Origin of the sequence: Isoptericola sp. b408 (genome assembly GCF_030588085.1) — a bacterium.
GTDB lineage: Bacteria > Actinomycetota > Actinomycetes > Actinomycetales > Cellulomonadaceae > Isoptericola > Isoptericola sediminis.
This window is the reverse complement of record NZ_JAUQYQ010000004.1, coordinates 122,877-141,230: the sequence shown is the minus strand read 5'-3', so window position 1 is coordinate 141,230 and position 18,354 is coordinate 122,877. Positions and strand designations below refer to the sequence as shown.

17 protein-coding genes are annotated in these 18,354 nt (G+C 73.1%); 6 read left to right on the top strand and 11 right to left on the bottom strand.

The features are described from left to right. Nucleotides 1–33: 33 nt before the first annotated feature. A complete protein-coding gene (locus Q6347_RS12160) occupies nt 34–1,932 on the bottom strand; it encodes an adenylyl cyclase (protein ID WP_304607484.1) in 1,899 nt (632 codons plus the stop codon). A gap of 206 nt (nt 1,933–2,138) precedes the next feature. Between Q6347_RS12160 and Q6347_RS12155 the strand changes: the two genes are divergently transcribed. From Q6347_RS12155 to Q6347_RS12145, 3 genes are all read left to right on the top strand, one after another. Continuing rightward, nucleotides 2,139–2,732 (top strand): HdeD family acid-resistance protein, encoded by a 594-nt coding sequence (locus Q6347_RS12155; protein WP_304607483.1) that lies wholly within the window; start codon nt 2,139–2,141, stop codon nt 2,730–2,732. Between the two features lie 118 nt (nt 2,733–2,850). Next, nucleotides 2,851–4,053, top strand: coding sequence for an NAD(P)/FAD-dependent oxidoreductase (locus Q6347_RS12150; RefSeq protein WP_304607482.1), 1,203 nt, complete (start codon nt 2,851–2,853; stop codon nt 4,051–4,053). 45 nt (nt 4,054–4,098) lie between these two features. After that, the gene (locus Q6347_RS12145; protein ID WP_304607481.1) at nt 4,099–5,634 is read left to right on the top strand and encodes an FMN-binding glutamate synthase family protein; all 1,536 of its coding nucleotides are present in this window, start codon (nt 4,099–4,101) and stop codon (nt 5,632–5,634) included. 134 nt (nt 5,635–5,768) lie between these two features. On the opposite strand, the gene Q6347_RS12140 is transcribed toward Q6347_RS12145, so the two are convergent. After that, nucleotides 5,769–7,673 (bottom strand): cytochrome c biogenesis protein DipZ, encoded by a 1,905-nt coding sequence (locus Q6347_RS12140; RefSeq protein WP_304607480.1) that lies wholly within the window; start codon nt 7,671–7,673, stop codon nt 5,769–5,771. 49 nt (nt 7,674–7,722) lie between these two features. Then, complete coding sequence (locus Q6347_RS12135) at nt 7,723–8,331, bottom strand: hypothetical protein (protein ID WP_304607479.1); 609 nt, start codon at nt 8,329–8,331, stop codon at nt 7,723–7,725. A gap of 146 nt (nt 8,332–8,477) precedes the next feature. Between Q6347_RS12135 and Q6347_RS12130 the strand changes: the two genes are divergently transcribed. Then, nucleotides 8,478–9,182, top strand: coding sequence for a fasciclin domain-containing protein (locus Q6347_RS12130; RefSeq protein WP_171245634.1), 705 nt, complete (start codon nt 8,478–8,480; stop codon nt 9,180–9,182). A 174-nt stretch (nt 9,183–9,356) separates the two neighbouring features. Here Q6347_RS12130 and Q6347_RS12125 read toward each other — a convergent pair whose 3' ends face one another. The 3 genes from Q6347_RS12125 to Q6347_RS12115 form a co-directional block, all read right to left on the bottom strand. Beyond that, nucleotides 9,357–10,142 carry an anti-sigma factor gene (locus Q6347_RS12125; RefSeq protein ID WP_304607478.1) on the bottom strand — a complete coding sequence of 262 codons (786 nt, stop codon included), beginning with the start codon at nt 10,140–10,142 and terminating at the stop codon, nt 9,357–9,359. Next, nucleotides 10,135–10,701 carry an ECF RNA polymerase sigma factor SigK gene (sigK, locus tag Q6347_RS12120; RefSeq protein WP_304604521.1) on the bottom strand — a complete coding sequence of 189 codons (567 nt, stop codon included), beginning with the start codon at nt 10,699–10,701 and terminating at the stop codon, nt 10,135–10,137. Before sigK ends, Q6347_RS12125 begins: the two co-directional genes overlap by 8 nt. Before the next feature lie 215 nt (nt 10,702–10,916). Next, on the bottom strand, nt 10,917–12,128 hold the full coding sequence (locus Q6347_RS12115) for a S8 family peptidase (RefSeq protein WP_304607477.1): 1,212 nt from the start codon (nt 12,126–12,128) through the stop codon (nt 10,917–10,919). 279 nt (nt 12,129–12,407) lie between these two features. Between Q6347_RS12115 and Q6347_RS12110 the strand changes: the two genes are divergently transcribed. Continuing rightward, nucleotides 12,408–13,067 carry a sigma-70 family RNA polymerase sigma factor gene (locus Q6347_RS12110; RefSeq protein ID WP_304604523.1) on the top strand — a complete coding sequence of 220 codons (660 nt, stop codon included), beginning with the start codon at nt 12,408–12,410 and terminating at the stop codon, nt 13,065–13,067. Here the strand turns inward: Q6347_RS12110 and Q6347_RS12105 are convergent. The 5 genes from Q6347_RS12105 to Q6347_RS12085 form a co-directional block, all read right to left on the bottom strand. After that, complete coding sequence (locus Q6347_RS12105; RefSeq protein WP_246246252.1) at nt 12,968–14,101, bottom strand: 3-deoxy-7-phosphoheptulonate synthase; 1,134 nt, start codon at nt 14,099–14,101, stop codon at nt 12,968–12,970. The two genes, Q6347_RS12110 and Q6347_RS12105, sit on opposite strands and share 100 nt — an antisense overlap. 275 nt (nt 14,102–14,376) lie before the next feature. Next, nucleotides 14,377–14,877, bottom strand: coding sequence for an NUDIX domain-containing protein (locus Q6347_RS12100; protein ID WP_304607476.1), 501 nt, complete (start codon nt 14,875–14,877; stop codon nt 14,377–14,379). A gap of 51 nt (nt 14,878–14,928) precedes the next feature. Continuing rightward, nucleotides 14,929–15,663 (bottom strand): glutamine amidotransferase, encoded by a 735-nt coding sequence (locus Q6347_RS12095; protein ID WP_304604525.1) that lies wholly within the window; start codon nt 15,661–15,663, stop codon nt 14,929–14,931. Nucleotides 15,664–15,737: 74 nt separating this feature from the next. Further along, complete coding sequence (locus Q6347_RS12090) at nt 15,738–16,547, bottom strand: ABC transporter permease (RefSeq protein ID WP_304604526.1); 810 nt, start codon at nt 16,545–16,547, stop codon at nt 15,738–15,740. Next, a complete protein-coding gene (locus Q6347_RS12085; RefSeq protein WP_304604527.1) occupies nt 16,544–17,530 on the bottom strand; it encodes an ABC transporter ATP-binding protein in 987 nt (328 codons plus the stop codon). Before Q6347_RS12085 ends, Q6347_RS12090 begins: the two co-directional genes overlap by 4 nt. A gap of 152 nt (nt 17,531–17,682) precedes the next feature. Between Q6347_RS12085 and Q6347_RS12080 the strand changes: the two genes are divergently transcribed. Next, nucleotides 17,683–18,252: a hypothetical protein gene (locus Q6347_RS12080; protein ID WP_304607475.1), complete on the top strand. Its 570-nt coding sequence runs from the start codon at nt 17,683–17,685 to the stop codon at nt 18,250–18,252. The last annotated feature ends 102 nt before the right edge of the window (nt 18,253–18,354 follow it).

Genomic DNA, 18,354 nt, shown 5'->3' with positions numbered 1-18,354 from the left:
CGGGGTCTGCATCTCCTGCTCAGGAGGGAGGGGTCAGGGTGCGGGGTACTCCACGAGGTACTCCGGCACACCGACCGTCGACGGCGGCACCGCGTCGCCCACGCCGTTGACGACGTGGTTGATGGTCCCGGCCGACAGGTTGACCGTCATGATGTGGTGCAGCTTCACGCCCGGGGCGTCGGGCACCTCGAACCCGTTCTCGGTGACGATGTCCGGGTTGTTCTGGTTGAAGACGTACACCCCGCCACCGTGCAGCGTGTGCTCGGTGACGTCGTCGGCCACCTTGTACCCGGCGTACCCGAGGGTGCCGTCCGGACGGGTCCAGTCGGCCTGGGTCGGCGGGTCGTAGGGCAGCTCGTTCTGGTAGAGCACGGTGGTGCCGCGCTCGCCGTTCCAGACGGTGTTGAACTCCTGGAAGTGCTCGACGAACAGACCGGTCGCGGTCACGTCGTCACCGTTGATGCGCACACCGGTGCGGCCGATGTTGGTGTTCCACCGCACGGTGTCACCGTTCACGCCGTTCTCCCCACCCGTGGGGAAGCCCTCGACGCCGTGGTCCCCGCGCCACACCCAGGTGTGGTCGATGAGCACGTTGTCGGAGTTCACCTCGAGCGCGGTGTCCGTGGACCCGACGTGGGGGCCGCCGACGCGGAAGTACACGTCGGACAGCGTGGTCGGGTTCGCGGGGTCGGTCCGGTTCTCGTGGTCGCCGTTCTCCTTGCCGACCTGCAGCAGCAGCTCGGACTCCGTCTCGCCGGCGTCGATCGTGACACCCGCGACGACGGCGCCGGGGACGTCCGCGACGCGCATCGGCGTCGCGCCGTCGACGGCGGTCAGGGTGGCGTGCCCCATGCCGAGCACGACGGTGTCGGGACGCTTGACCTCGATGGTCTCCGCGACGTCGTAGACGCCCGGCGTCAGCAGCAGGTGCTTGCCACGGGCCAGGTTGGTGTTGATCTCGCGGACCGAGTCACCCGGCTGGGCGATGAAGAAGTCCTCGATGCCGATGGTGCGCCCCTCGGTCATGCCGTCGGCCCAGCTGACGCCGCGCGTGCCGGTCTGCGCCGCGGGCACGCGGACGTTCCAGCGCCCGTCGTCGTCGACGAAGAGGTACGGCTTCTCCCGGCTCACGGGCGTCTCGTCGAGCGTCGTGTACGGCGGGGAGGGGAATTCCGAGTCGTCGGGGGCACCGACGACGCCGGAGAACACCTGGTTCCACACGGCGTTCGACCAGGCGGGCATCTCGCTGTTGCGGGTCAGCCACTGCTGCTGCGACCCGTTCAGCGGCGGCGTGTCGAACCGCGAGTCGGCGATGAAGCCCCCGGAGGCGTAGTGCGGCCCGTCGGTGCAGTAGTCCATCAGGGACAGGAAGCCGTCGACGTCGAGACGTCGCATCGAGACCGCCTGGGAGACCGCCCAGAAGTTGGCCGACGCCCGGCACCCGTCCTGACCGGAGCTGTCGATCGTCAGGTGGAGGTTCGACAGCGTGCGCCAGAAGTTGACGAGCGCGATGCAGTTCGAGCTGCCCGGAATGTTGTTCAGGCAGCGGTTGTAGACCTCGATCGCGCCGCGGACGTCGACGTCGCCCGGGGACGCCCCGAGGCCGGCGACCTCCGTGTAGTAGCCGACGCGCGCCTGCAGCGGGTCCTCGGCCGAGCCGTAGCTGCCCGGCTTGAACAGCACGCTGTAGCGGTCCGTCGACATCTCGGCGTCGGTCTGCTGCTCGGCGAGCTCGTCGAGCGCCGTCTCGATCTCCGCCTGCGGGGTCGAGGGGTCGAAGACCATGACGTTCGGGCCGAGGTCCGGGTCGAACGGGTCGACCTGGTCGGGCGGCGACGCCTGCGCGGCGCCGACGCCGGTCAGCAGGACGGCCGCGGCTGCTCCCAGGGCCAGTGCGCGGCGGGGCCTGCCGCGCGAGGACGGGACTGACATGCGAGTTCCTCTCCGTCGAGACTCGAGGGGGCAGTAGTGACTCGTGTCACCACGCATGGCCGACCTTAGAGGTCCGCGACATCGGAGCGCAAGGGTGATCCTGCGACGTCTTGCCGGAACCGTGACCGTCCCCGCACGTCAGACGGCGAGGACCACGCCCTGCTCGTAGCATCACCAGCACGGGACGACGCCGGGAGGAGCCGGGCATGGCCGACGACGCGGTGACACCACTCTCGCGACGGACCGCGGGCACGGCGCGGAGGTTGTGGCGACTCGTCTACGTCCGTGCCGTCGCCTACCTCGTCGCCGGTGCCGTCCTCCTCATCAAACCCGACGAGGGCCTGTCCTGGCTGCGCTGGGTGATCGGCCTGGCCATCCTCGCCCAGGGAGCGCTGCTCGCGGTCGAGAACGTCCCCGGGCAACGGGCCGACCAGGGTGATCTGAGCTGGCGGTTCGTCGCCGGGCTGCTCAGCGTCGCCGCCGGCCTGCTCGTGGTGCTCTGGCCCTCGATGACGGCTCCCCTGCTCTTCCTCGTCGTCGGCGTGTGGGCCTGCGCCGCGGGCGTGGCCGGGGTCGTCGCCGGGCTGCGGGGGCGCGCCGTACGCGCGAAGGCCTGGGACTGGCAGCTCGTCAACGCGGTGCTGTGGATCGTGCTCGGCGTCGTGATCCTCGCCCGACCCACCGACGACGCACCGACGATCGCCCTCCTGCTGTCGACGTACCTCCTGCTCGCCGGGGCGGTGCTGCTCGTCGCGGGTCTCTCCACCGGAACCCGGCAGAAGGACCGCGACACCGCCTGACGACACCGGGGCCTGGCGCCCACCGCCCGCCGCCGCGCACCTGCGGCCCTCCACGGCACGATCCGGGCAGACGTGACACTCTGTGAGGCGGACTGCAGGACAGCGCCAAGGAGGACCGATGGATCCGATCGTCGTCGTCGGGGGTGGGCTCGCCGCAGCCCGCGCCACGGAGACCTTGCGCGACCAGGGCTACGACGGGCCGCTCGTGGTGGTGGCCGGCGAACCCATGCCGCCGTACGAGCGTCCTCCGCTGTCCAAGGAGTACCTGCGCGGCGAGGCGGGACGTGCCGACCTGCGCCCCCTGGACGCGGACTGGTACAGCGACCACAACGTCGACCTGCGGACCGGGACCAGCGTCACCGCGCTCGACGTCGGCGCCCGCTCGGTCACCACCGCTCCCGGCGGGTCCCAGCGGTACTCCCGGCTGGTGCTCGCCACGGGATCCCGGGTCCGGCGGATCGACGTGCCCGGGGCCGAGCTCGACGGCGTCCACTACCTGCGCTCCGTGCGCGACGCCGACCGGCTCTCCACCGCGCTCTCCGAGGACGGACCCGTCGTCGTGGTCGGCGACGGGTGGATCGGTATGGAGGTCGCCGCCTCCGCCCGGCAGCTCGGCCGGGACGTGACCGTCGTCGGCCGCGGCCCGCACCCGCTCGCGTCGCTCGGCGCCGAGGTGGCCCGCGTCTTCACCGGCGTGCACGAGGACAACGGCGTGCGGCTGCTCCACGGCCGCTCCGTCGTCGCGATCGAGGGCGACGGCACCCGGGCGAGCAGCGTGCACCTCGACGACGGCACGTCCCTCGCGGCACGCACCGTCGTCGTCGGGATCGGCGTCACCCCGGAGGTCGGGCTCGCCGCGGAGGCGGGGCTCGACCTGGTCGCGGACCGCGACGGCGGCGGCGTCGCCGTCGACGGGACCCTGCGCACCTCCGCACCGGAGGTCTGGGCCGTCGGCGACATCGCCGCGGTACCGTCCGCACGCTTCGACCGGCTGCTGCGCATCGAGCACTGGGCCGTGGCCGACGAGACCGGCAAGCATGCCGCGCGGGCCGTGATGGGCTCCGAGGAGCCGTACGACGTGCTGCCGTACTTCTTCTCCGACCAGTTCGACCTCGGCATGGAGGCCAAGGGACTCACCGAGGGCGACGTCGTGATCTCCGGCTCCGCCGAGGACCGCGAGTGCGTCGCGTTCTGGGTCGACGGCGGCCGGGTCAACGGGGCCATGGCCGTCAACGTCTGGGAGCGGATGGACGAGGCCGAGGAGCTGATCCGGCACGACGGGACCGTCGACCGGGCGACGCTGGAGTCTTTCGCCGGCTGACCCCTGGCCGCCCCGACGGAGCACGAGTCCAGGACGGAGGACGAGGTGGGACGACGGAGAACCTGGCAAGGCGTAGGAGCCCTCGGCGCGGGGATCGCCTCCCTGGCGACCTGGGACCTGCTGCAGCGCAAGCACACGATCCTGCGCCGGTACCCCGTGATCGGCCATCTGCGCTACCTCCTCGAGATCGTCCGGCCCGAGCTGCAGCAGTACTTCATCGAGCGCGACTGGGACGGCCGCCCGTACGACCGCGACACCCGCTCGCTCGTGTACGAGCGGGCGAAGGGCGTCAACGAGGAGAAGCCGTTCGGCACCGAGCTCGACGTCAACCGGGTCGGGCACGAGCACCTCGTGCACACGACGACCCCGCTGGAGACCCCCGACGAGCCGGCGCGGGTCCAGGTCGGCGGACCCGACTGCACCCGCCCGTACTCCATGGCCCTGCTCAACGTCTCGGCCATGAGCTTCGGCTCCCTGTCGGCCAACGCGATCCGCGCCCTGAACAAGGGTGCCGCCCTCGGCGGGTTCGCCCACGACACCGGCGAGGGCGGCCTCTCGCCGTACCACGAGGAGCACGGCGGCGACCTGGTCTGGGAGATCGGGACCGGCTACTTCGGCGCGCGGACCGCGGACGGCGACTTCGACCCCGCGACGTTCCGCGCCACCGCCGCGAAAGACCAGGTCAAGATGGTGTCCCTCAAGCTGAGCCAGGGCGCGAAGCCGGGGGTCGGCGGGGTACTGCCCGCCTCGAAGGTGACCGCCGAGATCGCCCGGACACGCCAGGTCCCCGCGGGCGAGAAGTGCGTCAGCCCGTCCGCCCACCGGGTGTTCTCGACCCCGACCGAGCTCGTCGAGTTCGTCGCACGGATGCGTGAGCTCGCCGGTGGGAAGCCCGCCGGCATCAAGCTCTGCGTGGGCTCACGGGTGGACGTGCTCGCCGTCTGCAAGGCCGTGCTGGAGGTCGGAACCGCCCCCGACTTCGTCATCGTGGACGGCGCCGAGGGCGGCACCGGTGCTGCACCCCTGGAGTTCGAGGACCACGTCGGCATGCCGCTCACCCAGGGACTGATGACGGTCCACAACGCCCTCGTGGGCACAGGACTGCGCGACCGTGTCCGCGTCGGCGCGAGCGGGAAGATCGCCGGAGGCAGCGACATCGTCAAACGGCTCGCCCAGGGGGCCGACTACACCAACGCCGCCCGGGCCATGATGATGGCCGCGGGCTGCATCCAGGCGCAGCGGTGCCACACCGACCGCTGCCCGAGCGGCGTCGCCACGCAGAACCCCTGGCGGGCCCGAGCCCTCGACGTCGCGGACAAGAGCGAACGCGTCCACCGCTACCAGCGCTCCACCGTCGACGAGGCGATGCGACTCATGGCCGCCATGGGCGTCTCCGGGCCCGAGGAGCTGACCCCCGCGCACCTCCGGCGCACCGTGTCCCCCACGGACAGCCGCTCGTACGCGGAGCTGTACGAGTGGCTCGCCCCGGGCGAGCTGCTCGACGACGCACCGCAGGGCTGGGCCGCCGACTGGCGGCTCGCGTCGGCCGACCGCTTCGGTCCGCTCGCCGCCGGGTCCTGACCCCCCGACGAGATCGCCGTGCCACCCGAGCCCACGGTCGCCCAGGGAAGGGTGTTCGCCGTCGCGGAGTCCACCGAGATCCCGAGGGCCGCTGACGGCTGCCCTGCCCGACGCGTCGACGCCGTCCGCGGCGGTCAGCCGAACGTGAAGGTGTACACGGTCACGCCGGCAGGCACCTCCAGCTCCACCGTCCCCTCGGTCGCGCCGTCACCGCGCAGCACGTCGTACAGCGTGGGGTTGCCCGCCACGTCGATCTCCCGCTCCGCGCGCAGGGTGCCGTCGTCGGCCAGGACCCGTGCCGTCACGGTGCCCTCGCCCCCGAGCACCGAGTACACGTCGGTGGACCGGTAGGCCAGCCGCAGGATCGCGTCGTCGGACACCGCGGTCGCACCCTGGAAGTCGACGTCCCACCGACCGTCCAGGGAGAAGGTGTCCTCGGGCTGCTCGGTGGGTGCGGTGAACCGCCGCTCGCCGCTGCCGTAGTCGGTCGGCCCCGCGTAGTTGAAGACCTTGTTGAGCGCGAGGTACGTCTCCGGCGTCGTGTCGGCCTGCGGGGTGGTGTCCTCGGTGTCCGTGGGCGCGGGGAGCGTGACGCCCGGGTCGGCCTCCCGCAGCAGGTCGCGGATGTGCTGCTCCGTCGTGGCGTAGTCACCCTCGCCGAACTTCAGGTAGCGCACGGTCCCGTCGGCGTCGATCAGGTACTCGGCGGGCCAGTACCGGTTCCGGTAGCCGGTCCACGTCGAGTAGGCGTTGTCCTGCGCGATCGGGTGGTCGACACCGAGATCCTCGGCCCCCGCGACGACGTTGCGCGTCTCGCGCTCGAAGGCGAACTCCGGGGTGTGCACGCCGATCACCTCCAGACCGGCGTCGCGGTAGGCGTCGTACCAGGCGTTGACGTGCGGCAGCGCCCGCTGGCAGTTGATGCAGGAGTAGGTCCAGAAGTCGACGAGCACCACCTGGCCGCGCAGGTCCGCGAGCTCGACGGGTGCGCCGTCGGGGGTGTTGAGCCAGGTCGTGATGCCGGTCAGGGGCGGCGCCGTCCCGCACTCGGCGAGCTCGGCGTCCCCGCTCGTGCAGTTCGACAGCTCGCGGTTGGCGTCCGTGACGATCCCGCCGAGCTCGAGGGCGTCCTGGACGGTCTCGCTGGAGTCGAGCTGCTGCTGGAGGGTGCCGGTGTAGTCCGGCAGGGCCCGCTGGAGCTGGGCCGGGAGGTTCAGCGCCAGGGCGCCCGCGAGCGCGATCATGACGAGCCCTCCGGCGGTGCGGATGCCGCGCTGGTGGCGCTGGAACCCCCGCAACCGCTCGGCCACGCGCCGTCCGGCCAGGGCGAAGACGAGCAGCGGGACCGCGGCACCGACGGCGAAGCTCACCGTCAGGGCGACCGTGCCCGGTCCGACGTCGCCGGTCGCGCCCGCGACGGTGATCGCGGCCAGCACCGGCCCGGCGCACGGCACGTAGAGCACGCCCAGGCCGAGGCCCAGCAGGAACGCCCCGCGGTCCGGGCGCGGGGACCGCCGCGACCCGAGGGCCGCGATCCGCCGGAAGGGCCGCTCGAGCACCTCCTCGAACCGGGGCACGATCATGCCCGCGCCGATCGCGGCCAGCAGGGCGATGCCGAGCCAGCGCAGCAGGTCCTGCGGCAGCCCGAGCGCGGTGAGCAGGAGCGACCCGAGCAGCGTGAAGAGGCTGAAGCTGACGACCAGTCCGGCGATGACCAGGTAGGGGCGCCAGGACCGGGGCGTCCGCCGCCGGCGGTGGCGCGCCTCGGTGCCGTCCCGGTCCCCCCGCGACGGGCCGCTGGAGACCCTGCCGACGCGGTCGACCCGGATGGCCGTCGGCGCCCCGGCGAAGAGCGCCTGGTCGACGCGGGCACGTGCCGGGTCCTCACCGAGGTTCGCGGGTGCGTCACCCGTCGCGGCCCGGGTCCGCGCTCCCTCGACACCGCCGGCGAAGAAGATGACGGGCAGCATCGGCAGGACGCACGGCGAGATGCCGGTGACCAGACCACCGAGCAGACCGACCAGGACGAGCGTCTCCATGCCCGGGGTTCGGAGCGCGGAGCGGCGCGGATGGGTCGGAGCCCGACGCTCAGCCCCGCACCGTCGTCGTCACCCTGGTCAGGCTGGGACGCCGCGGCGTGGAGCCGAACCCGAACCGGACCGGCGGGTCGACGTCCGCGAGCGCCCCGAGGTCCGTGCCCTCCCAGGTGGCACTGACGGCGTCGACCCGGTGCACGTCCGTGGCGCCGTACGTCTCGTGCCGGCCGTTGCCGGCGCTGCCCCGCGTCCGGACGCCGTCGAGCACGAGCCGGGCGACAGGGTCGGTGAGCACGGTGAACCACGGCGCGGAGGCGAGCCGGCCCGGCATCAGCCGCAGCAGCCGGCCCAGTCCCGTGCGGCGCCCGACGACGGCGTGCAGGTGGAGCGGACCGGCCTCGGCGGTGAGCGACCCGGGAGCGCCGTCCTCGAGCCGCACACGGACCGGCGACTCCACGACGTCGTCGAAGCCGTAGGTCGTGGCCACGAACTCGGCGACGTGGGCCGGCGCCACGAGCCGACGACGGCCGGAGCCGTCCTCGACCATCGCGTCGGCGAAGGCACCGAACGGCGAGCGGTCCCAGACCCCCAGCACCACCCGCGTCCCGGACGTCGTCCCGACGCCGAGGATGCGACCGTCGAATCGCCACATGTCGCTCATCCACCGATGATGCGGGCCCGTCGGCGAGCGCGCGAGATCACAGATCGACAAAGTTTTCGCCCTGACCCATCCGGACGGCGCCCTCGTTCCGAACACCCCCGTGAAGCGCCCCGGGGACGTCGGGGCGACGAGGCAAGGAGAGAACGATGAAGGCTCGCACTCGCACCCGCACCGCCGCCGCCGGCTTCGCGACCCTGGCCCTGCTGGCCCTGGGCGCCTGTTCCACCGACGACGGGGACACGGCCGGCTCGGAGGAGACGATGACCGAGGAGTCCCCCATGGAGGAGGAGTCCATGGCCGAGGAGGACATGGAGTCCGAGGACGACATGGCCGAGGAGGACATGGAGATGGACCCGGCCGCCAACCTCGTCGGCCCCGGGTGCGAGGACTACGCCTCGCAGGTGCCCGACGGTGCCGGCTCGATCGAGGGCATGTCCACCGAGCCCGTGGCCGTCGCGGCGTCGAACAACCCGCTGCTGACCACGCTGACCGCCGCCGTCAGCGGCGAGCTCAACCCGGACGTGAACCTGGTCGACACCCTCAACGGGGGCGAGTTCACGGTGTTCGCCCCGGTGGACGAGGCCTTCGAGGCCGTCGACGCCGAGACCATCGACGCCCTGTCCACCGACGCCGACCTGCTGACCTCGGTGCTGACCTACCACGTGGTGGAGGGCCAGGCACTGCCCGAGGACGTCGTCGGCGAGCACACCACGGTCCAGGGCGAGACCGTCGAGGTCACCGGCGAGGGCGACGAGCTCACGGTCAACGACGCCGGCGTCATCTGCGGTGGCGTCATGACGCAGAACGCGACCGTCTACCTCATCGACGGGGTCCTCATGCCGACGATGTGACCGGCTCCCTGGTCCCGGCCGCGCAGGGGGCGGGCGGGACCAGGGCACCAGCTCCGCACCGGCCCGCGCCGTCCTCGGACGGGGCGGGCCGGTGTCGTGCTGCGGCGGATCGCTCCGGGTCAGCCCTCAGAACTCGCGGTCGGACCGCCCCTGCACTCGCACGCTCGCTCCGGGTCAGCCCTCGGCGAGCACGACGACCGGGTCGGTGGTCGGCTGCTGCGAGCCGCCCTCCGGCTCGACCGACACGGCCAGGCCGACGCCGTCCACACCCTGCAGCAGCCGCTCGACGGCACCGTCCTCGGGGTCGAGCAGACCCGCGGACGTCACGTCGCCCTCGGCGCCGACCAGCCAGAGCTGGTAGGTCGAGCCCGCGCCGACGTCCGGCAGGTCGCTCGCGCTGAACAGCAGGTCCTCGCCGGCGACCAGCACCGAGGCCTGGCCACCCCCGGCGACCTCGCTGCGCAGCAGGGTCGCCGACGGGTCGGCCATCATCTGCGCGACCGTGTCGACCTGCTGCTGGAGCTGGTTCTGCTCGACGGTCGCCCGGATCGCGACGGTGGTGGGCACAGCCACGGCGACGACGGCGGCGGCCGCTGCGGCGACGAGGCCCCACCGGCGACGGCGCCGGGCCAACGGCACGACGTTCTCGTCGCCCGCGGAACGGGCGCTCCGGGTCTCGCCGTCGGATCCGGACCACGCGCCGTCGTCGACCCCGGAGCGCTCGGCGGGTGTCGCCGTCGACCCCTGCGCGATGCGGGACATCACGGCATCGCGGAGCTCGGCCGGCGGCGTCGAGTCCACCGTGAACGCCGCGACCACCTCGCGGTACTCGTCGAGGGCGCGGCGGGCCGCCGGGTCGGCGGCGAGGAGGCGTTCGACCGTACGGCGTTCCAGGTCGTCGACCGCGTCGAGCGCGTAGGCCGGCAGGAGGTCCCAGGCGTCGTGCGTGCTGTCAGCCATGGTTCACCCCCAGGCAGTCGCGCAGCCGGATCAGTCCGTCGCGGATCCGGGACTTGACGGTCGGCAGGGCGGCGCCGAGCCGCTCGGCCACCTCACGGTAGGTCCGACCGCCGTAGTAGGCGTCCACCACCGCCTCGCGCTGCGTCCCCGTGAGCGAGTCCAGGCAGCGCCGCACGGCTGCGCCCTCGAGGCGCTGCTCGACGTCCTCGGCGACGACGTCGTGGCCCGAGGGAGTGACGTTCGTGTCCAGGTCGCGCTGGTCCCGGTCGCGCCGCGCCTGCTCGGCACGGACACGGTCGATCGCGCGTCGACGGGCGAGGGTGATGACCCAGGTGCGCGCCGACGCGCGGGCCGGGTCGTACGTCGCGGCTGTCTGCCACACCTCGACCATCACCTCCTGGGTCACCTCGGCGGCGTGGTCCGGGTCGCGGAGCACCCTGAGCGCCGTGCCGTACGCGGCGGGAGCCAGGGCGTCGTACACCGGCCCGAACGCGTCCGGCGTCCCGCCGGCGCACGCCGCCAGGGCGTCGTCGACCGGCGTCGTCTCGGGTGGTGGCACCCGCACAGTGTGCCCCACCGGGCACACCAGGTCGATCGACATGCCGCTCCCGTCGTGCGGTCCCGGACTTCCCGGGACACCAGGGGTTCGACGCCGAGCGGCTTCCGGATGGGTCCGGCCCGGGGTGGCGCGACCGTCCGAGGCGTACCCGGCGCAGCAGCGGCCGGCACGCGCGAGGCGTGCCGGCCGCTGTCAGCCGGGTGTTCGTGGAGCGATCAGAAGCCGGCCACGTTCAGCAGCTTCTCCTTCGTGCCGTCGGGGTCGTCGACGTCGTTCCAGTCGGTGGTGCCGGCCGACTGCAGGGCCGACTTCACCTGGGCCGGGGAGGCCGACGGGTGGGTGGCCTGGTACAGCGCCGCGCCGCCGGCGACGTGCGGGGAGGCCATCGACGTGCCGGAGATGGTGTCGTAGCCACCGCCCTTCCAGGTCGACGTGATGCACACGCCGGGGGCGATGAGGTCGACGTCGGCGCCGTAGTTGGAGAAGCCGGCGAAGGTGTCGTCGACGTCGGTGCGGCACGTCGGTGCGGCGCCGCCACCGGGCAGCCCGTTGAAGTCGGCCAGCGCGCTGACGGTGATGACCTCGTCGTACGCCGCGGGGAGGTGGTTCGCGGAGTCGTCGGACTCGTTGCCCGCCGCCACCACGAAGGTGACCCCGGCGTCGACCGCGGCACAGATCGCCTCGTGCATGGCGTCGGTGTTGCTGCCGCAGGCGTTGTCGGTCCCGGTGCCGCCGAGGCTCATGTTGGCGACCTCGATCTGGTCGGCGTTGGCCGCGACGAAGTCGATGCCGCAGATCACGTCGGACCACTGCCCGCTGCCCGCGTTGTTGAGCACGCGCACCGGCCAGATCCGGGCGCCGGGCGCCACACCGACGACCCCGGCGCTGTCGTCGAGCGCGCCGATGGTGCCGGCGACGTGGGTGCCGTGGCCGTTGCCGTCGTTGGCGGAGCGGCCCGTGGAGCAGTTCATGGCCCCGGGCTCGTAGACGTTGATGTCCGGGTGGTCGAGGTCGACGCCGGAGTCGATGACGGCCACGTCGACGTCGACACGGGTGTCGGTGCCGTCGATGGCGGCGGTCGAGCTCAGCTCGGCGTCGACGCGGTCGATGCCGGTGGGCGTGGTCTGCGCCGTGGTCGTCACGACGCCGTCGGGCTGGACCAGCAGCACGCGGGGGTCGTCGGCCAGGCGAGCGGCGGCGGTCGCGCTCATGGTGGCGGAGTAGCCCCGGATGGCGCTGGTGTAGACGTGGGCGACGGCGACGTCCGCGGCGCGGGAGTGCTGGGCGGCCACCGAGGCGGTGTTGACGGACGGGCTGAGCATCACGATGTAGCCGTTGGTCTCGGGCGGGGCGGCGCTGGCGGGGACGGCGACGCTCGCGGCGGCGAGCGCGGCCGTGCCCCACACGGCCAGGAGTTTCTTGTGCACAGCAGGTCCTTTCGTCGGGGTCTTCCGATCGAGCGGGCCGGTGGTCCACCGGGTGCCAGGACAGTGGCACGTCGGTATCCTCGAGCACCAGTACAGACCAGACGTTGTTATACAGATTTTACATAAAACGTAAATCAGGGCATAAAGAACGGACGCGGCAGTCGGCACCCTGCAGAACAACCCGTTGCCGAAGATGTCGCTCCGGGGCGTGGATGTGTTACAGGTCACATCGCCAGGTCGGCGAGGTCCTGTCGGAGCGTGGGGGGATGGTGCGGCACCGTGGTCGAGACACCCTCGGATCTCGTGGCGCGCGCGGTAGCCGGTGACGAACAGGCGCTCGCCCAGGTCATGGACACGGTGCGACGCACGGTCGTGCCCTACTGCCGCGCGCGACTGGGGTCGGGAGCCGGGCGCCACACCAGTGCCGACGACGTGGCGCAAGACGTGTGCGAGGCGGTGCTGGTCGCGTTGCCGCGTGCCCGGGGCCCGCTGCTGCCGTTCGTCTACGGCATCGCCGCCCACAAGGTCGCGGACGCGGTGCGGGCGGCCGCGCGGTCACGTCACCTGGTCGAGCTCGACGGAGTGCCGGAACCGGTCGTCGACGGCACGCCGGAGGACAGCGCGATGGCGGCCGACACGTCGGCGCGCCTGCGGGGGATGCTCGACCGCCTGCCCGCGGTGCAGCGGCAGGTCGTGGTGCTGCGGGTCCTGGTCGGCCTGTCCGCGGCACAGGTCGGCAGGAGGCTGGGCATGTCGGCCGGCGCGGTCCGGGTGGCGCAGCACCGCGGGCTGCGCCGGCTGCGGGACCTGGCGGTCGAGCATCCCCCGGACAGGAGGCTTCAGCCCTCGCGACGCGTGCGGATCGCCTCCGCCAGGACCGAGAGCAGCTCCGCCGTCGTGCCCCAGTCCATGCACTTGTCGGTGACCGACCGGCCGTAGACGAGCTGGTCGAGCGGTGCCGGCTGCTGGGCACCCGCCTCCAGGAAGCTCTCCAGCATGAGCCCGCTGATCCCCTGCTCGCCGTCGGCCAGACGCGCCGCGATCTCCCGCACCACCTCGGCCTGGCGCACGTGGTCCTTGCCGGAGTTCCCGTGCGAGGCGTCCACGATCACGCCGTGCTCCACGGGGCCGCCCAGCCCGGAGGTCCGGGCGACGGCCAGCGCGTCGGCGATGTCGGACGCGCCGTAGTTCGGCCCGCCCCGGCCACCGCGGAGGATGACGTGGCAGTCCGGGTTCCCGGCGGTCTCGACGGCGGCCGCACGGCCCTCCGCGTCCGCGCCGAAGAACGTGTGCTCGCTCGCGGCCGTGATGCAGCCGTCCACGGCGATCTGCACGTCCCCGTCCGTGGCGTTCTTGAACCCGACCGGCATCGACAGCCCGGAGGCGAGCTGGCGGTGGACCTGCGACTCCGCGTTGCGCGCGCCGATCGCGCCCCAGGTGACGGCGTCGGCGATGTACTGCGGGGAGGTCGGCTCCAGGAACTCGCAGGCGGCCGGGACACCGGCGTCGAGCACACCCAGGAGCACCTCGCGGGCGAGCCGCAACCCGTGGTGGACGTCGTGCGAACCGTCCAGGTGCGGGTCGTTGATGAGCCCCTTCCACCCGACCGTGGTGCGCGGCTTCTCGAAGTAGACCCGCATGACGACGACCAGCTCGTCGGACAGCTCGCGGGCCAGCGGTGCGAGCCGGCGGGCGTAGTCGAGCGCGGCCGCCGGGTCGTGCACCGAGCACGGGCCCACGATGACCACCAGGCGGTCGTCCTCGCCGCGCAGCACGTCCCGCACCTCGCGCCGGGACGTGGTCACGAGGTCGCTGCGCGCGGTGCCCAGCGGGAGGCGGGCACGCATCGACCGCGGTGCGGGCAGGGGGTCCAGCGCGCGGACGCGGAGGTCGGAGGTCTCGGCCATCAGCTCAGTATCTCGCTCGGCGTCGGCGGTGCGCGCGGCGGGGGTGTCGGAGGTCGTGGTGCTCATGATCGCGGGGCTCCTGGTGGTGCGGTGGGTGTCGGCGGGGCGGCGGGTGTCGCCGCACGCGTTCCGATCCCGACCGGAGGCCCGTCCGACGACGAAGGGCCCGGACGCGGTGCGCGTCCCAGGCCCTGTGCTGGCTCCGGTGGAAGGTGTCGGTCAGGCGCGAGCCCGCCGAGCTCCCAGCGGAGCCGGCGTAAAGCGCCAATACCAACGGATGTCCACGGCCACGACAGTACGCGCGCCGTCCCGCCGCGTCCAGCGCCGTCCACGATCCGGGCTCAGGGGCGGACGAACAGCGCCGCGTCGTCCGGCGCCGCGAGGAACTCCCGCTCGTGCTCGAGCCGTTCGCGGGTGGAGTCCGCCAGGTCGGCGGGCAGCTCGTGGGCGGCGAACCACCCGACCTCCAGGGACTCGTCGTCCGCGACCCGGGCGGCCCGGGCGGCCTCGGGCGACACCGGCCGGGCGCGGAACAGGGTGTCCAGGTACGCGGAGCGGTCACCGTTCGGGTACGTCACCACCGGCGTGCTGAACACACCCACGATCCCGACGACCTCGATCACCACGGCGGTCTCCTCGAGGACCTCGCGCACGATCCCGGCGGCGGGCTGCTCGCCCGGGTCGAGGATCCCGCTGGGGATCGCCCACCGCGCCGTGTCGGCGCGGCGGCCCAGCAGGAGCCGGTGGTCGCCGTCGCGCACGACGGCGCTGACCCCGGGCAGCCACAGCAGGTCGGTACCGACGCGGGCCCGCAGGGCGGCGACATGATCGGGGATCGGCATGCGCCGACCCTATCCCCGCGCGGCTCCGCGAGGCGGCGCCGTCGGAGGCCGTCAGTCGCGCGCGTACCGGGTCACGAAGTTGCGCAGGATGCGCATCGGCTCGGTGACCGGTCGTGCCGAGGCCCGCGCGATCACTGCGCCCGCCTCCTCCGGGTCGAAGTAGCCGTGGTGGCGGTACACCCGCACCCGGTCGGTGAGGCCGGCCAGGTCCAGCTCGGGGTGGAACTGCGTGGCGTAGAGGTTCTCGCGCAGCCGGAACATCTGCACCGGTGCCCACGGGGAGAACGCCAGACGCACCGCTCCGGGCGGCAGCTCGCGCATCGCCTCCTTGTGCCCGGCGAACGCCGCGAACGCCGGCGGCACCCCCTCCAGCAGGGGATCCTCGGCGCCCTCGCGGGTGAGCTCGACGGTGACGATGCCGACGTCCTCGCCGTAGTGCCGGTCCACCACTCCCCCGGCGAACGTGCCCAGGGTGCCGACCCCGTAGCACGCCCCCAGGAACGGGAAGTCGCGGTCCACGACCTCCTCGAGCAGGTCGGCCATCTCGCGCTCGACGCGGTGCTGGACCTCGGACTTCTGGTCGTCCGGGTCGGAGGAGTTGAACGGTCCGCCCCCGACGATGATCCCCGAGTAGGCGTCCAGGTCGACGGACGGCATCGGCCCGGCCTCGAGCCGCACCCGGTGGAGCTGCGCCGGGTGGAGCCTGCCGTACCGGCACATCGCCGCGTACTCGCCGTCGGCGGCGACGTCCTCGGCCCGCGTCGCCAGCAGCAGGAACGGCTTCATGACCCGAGGCTATGCCGCGTGCGGGCCGACCGCTCGCGGGCCCGGGGGCCCGTCCGCGAGGCGGCCGGGACGGCTCACGTCCAGCGGAAGAGGCGGACGGCGAGCGGCAGCAGCAGCGCCGTCCACACCACCATGACGACCACCTGCAACGTCGGGAAGCCGTCGTCGAACCACCCGGCGGACAACGCCTGCGAGGCCGCACCGAGCGGGCTGAACTGCCCGATCTCCTGGATCAGGTCGGGCATCGCCGGCCCCGGCGTCCACACCCCGGCGAGCAGCAGCATCGGGAAGTAGATGGACATCGCGATGCCGTTGGCCGCGGACGCCCGGGGGGCGAGCGCCGCGACCACCATGCCCAGGGACAGCATCACGGCCAGGCCCAGCACGAACGCGAGCACGAGGACCGCCGGCTGCGTGGGCGCCGGCACGTCGAAGGCCACGGCCGCGACGACGAGGGCGAGCACGACGCCGACGGAGGTCGTGACCGCGTTGATCACCAGGTGCGCCGCGACGATGCCCTGCGGGCGCATCGGTGTGGTCGAGAGCCGCCGCAGCACGCCCTTCTCGCGGTACGTGGCGAGGGTGACCGGCATGACGGTGAGCGCCGCGGTGCCGACCGCCATCGCCAGGATCGTCGGCACGTAGGTGGCGATGGGCGTGACCTGGTACCAGACGGACCCCGGCGGGGCGCCCTGGATCGGGTCCCGCATGCCCGGGATGAGGAACCCGACGCCGACCAGCACCACCGTCGGGAACACCACCCCGAAGAACGGGGACGCGAGGTCGCGGAACCACACGAGGAACTCGGTCTGCAGCAGACGCCCGAACCCGCGCCACCCGGACGTCCCGGTCAGCCGGCGTCGCTCGGTCGCGGTGGCGGTCATGACCGGTCCCCCTCCGTGGCGAGCGCGGGTTCGTCCTCGTCGTCCTGCTCGGCGTACGTCCGCCCGGTGACGGCGAGGAACACGTCCTCGAGGGTCCTGGTCACGGTGCGGATGTCGTCCGGCACGAGGTCCGCCTCGGCGAGCGCCGGCATGACGGCGAACAGCACCCGTCGCGAGCCGGTGACGGCGACCTCGCCGTCGCTCCCGGGCGCGACGCCGTGGACGTCGGGGTGGGTCTCGGTGAGCCGGTCGAGGACCGCCCGGGCGGGGGCGGCGGTGCCCTCGGCGAAGCGGACGACGACGGTGCGGTCGGCCTGGAGGCCGTCGATGAGCCCGCGCGGGGTCCCCTCGGCCACGACCCGTCCCGCGTCGATGACGACCAGGCGGTCGCAGAGCCGCTCGGCCTCGTCCATGAAGTGGGTGACGAGCAGGATCGTCACGCCCGTCGCCCGGACCCGGTCGACGAGGTCCCACGTGGACCGCCGGGCCTGCGGGTCGAGGCCCGTGGTCAGCTCGTCGAGGATGGCCACCTCCGGGTTGCCCACCAGCGCGAGGGCGATCGACAACCGCTGCTTCTGCCCCCCGGACAGGTTGCGGAACTGCTTGTCCGCGTGCTCGGTCAGGTCGAGCAGCGCGAGCAGGTCGGCCGGGTCGGCGGGACGCGGGTAGAACGCGGCGAAGAGCCGGACGGCCTCGCCGACGGTGATGCGGTCGTGGAGGGTCGCCTCCTGGAGCTGGATGCCGAGCCTGTCCCGCACCGCACCGGGGTCGCGCTGGGTGTCGTGGCCGAGCACCCGGGTGGTGCCGCCGTCGGCCCGCCGCATCCCGGCGATGGTCTCGACGGCGGTGGTCTTGCCGGCACCGTTGGGCCCGAGGATGCCGAAGATCTCCCCGGGGCGGACCGAGAACGACACGTCGTCCACCGCGACCTTGTCGCCGTAGGTCTTCCGGAGGTGGCTCACCTCCACGACGGGGCCGTCCATGGCCCCTCCCTTCGCCAGGCGGGACGTCACTCCGATGGTGCCACGCGCGCTCTCGTGGCGCAGGTGTCCGCGACGGTTCTCACCCGGCCGGGGTGGAGGTCCGGCAGGCCTCCCCGTGAGCGGAGAGGTTCCCGGGGGGCGAGGCTGGTGGCATGGACGCGGCGAACACGTGGTCGAGCCTGGCCTTCGTCGCCGCGGGCCTGTGGATCGTGGCCCGACGGCGCCGGCCGGGCGACGGTGCGGAGGCGCCGTCCGCCGCGCGCACCCGAGTCGCCCTCGGGATCCTCGCCGTCGGTATCGGGCTGGGTTCCGTGGTCCAGCACGGTCCGGCTCCCGCCTGGAACCCGGTCGTCCACGACCCCCCGCTGCTGGGCGCCTACGCCCTCGTGGCCGCGGACGCCGTCGCGGACCTGACCGGTCGACGGCTGCGCACGTGGTGGTGGCTGGTCCCGACGCTCGCCGACGCGGTCCTGGCCGCCGTGTCACCGGCGGCGTCCATCGTCGCGCAGGGGACGGCGTCGGTCGTCGCGGTCGTGGCGATCCTGCTGCGTGCCGTCGCCCGCCCGGTGCTGCGACCCCGGCTGCTCACCGCCCTCGTCGTGCTCGGCGTCGGAGCGCTGATCGGCTTCGTCGAACCGTGGGGCCACGTGGCCTGGCACGTGCTCGCCGCGGCGGCGATCGTGGTCGTGGCTCCCGCCGTCGGGCGGCGCGGGACGGGCTGACACGACGAGGGGCCCGGGGGGAGCGTCTCGCTCTCCCCGGGCCCCTTCGTGCACGACCTCGGCAGCCTGACTCGCGGCCAGACCTCCTGACTCGCGATCAGG

Coding starts and splice junctions, on each gene's coding strand:
- Q6347_RS12125 (WP_304607478.1), bottom strand. CDS start 10,142: ATGGCTGACAGCACGCACGACGCCTGGGACCTCCTGCCGGCCTACGCG.
- Q6347_RS12090 (WP_304604526.1), bottom strand. CDS start 16,547: ATGACCGCCACCGCGACCGAGCGACGCCGGCTGACCGGGACGTCCGGG.
- Q6347_RS12150 (WP_304607482.1), top strand. CDS start 2,851: ATGGATCCGATCGTCGTCGTCGGGGGTGGGCTCGCCGCAGCCCGCGCC.
- Q6347_RS12095 (WP_304604525.1), bottom strand. CDS start 15,663: ATGAAGCCGTTCCTGCTGCTGGCGACGCGGGCCGAGGACGTCGCCGCC.
- Q6347_RS12155 (WP_304607483.1), top strand. CDS start 2,139: ATGGCCGACGACGCGGTGACACCACTCTCGCGACGGACCGCGGGCACG.
- Q6347_RS12130 (WP_171245634.1), top strand. CDS start 8,478: ATGAAGGCTCGCACTCGCACCCGCACCGCCGCCGCCGGCTTCGCGACC.
- Q6347_RS12085 (WP_304604527.1), bottom strand. CDS start 17,530: ATGGACGGCCCCGTCGTGGAGGTGAGCCACCTCCGGAAGACCTACGGC.
- Q6347_RS12080 (WP_304607475.1), top strand. CDS start 17,683: ATGGACGCGGCGAACACGTGGTCGAGCCTGGCCTTCGTCGCCGCGGGC.
- Q6347_RS12105 (WP_246246252.1), bottom strand. CDS start 14,101: ATGAGCACCACGACCTCCGACACCCCCGCCGCGCGCACCGCCGACGCC.
- Q6347_RS12140 (WP_304607480.1), bottom strand. CDS start 7,673: ATGGAGACGCTCGTCCTGGTCGGTCTGCTCGGTGGTCTGGTCACCGGC.
- Q6347_RS12100 (WP_304607476.1), bottom strand. CDS start 14,877: ATGCCGATCCCCGATCATGTCGCCGCCCTGCGGGCCCGCGTCGGTACC.
- Q6347_RS12135 (WP_304607479.1), bottom strand. CDS start 8,331: ATGAGCGACATGTGGCGATTCGACGGTCGCATCCTCGGCGTCGGGACG.
- Q6347_RS12160 (WP_304607484.1), bottom strand. CDS start 1,932: ATGTCAGTCCCGTCCTCGCGCGGCAGGCCCCGCCGCGCACTGGCCCTG.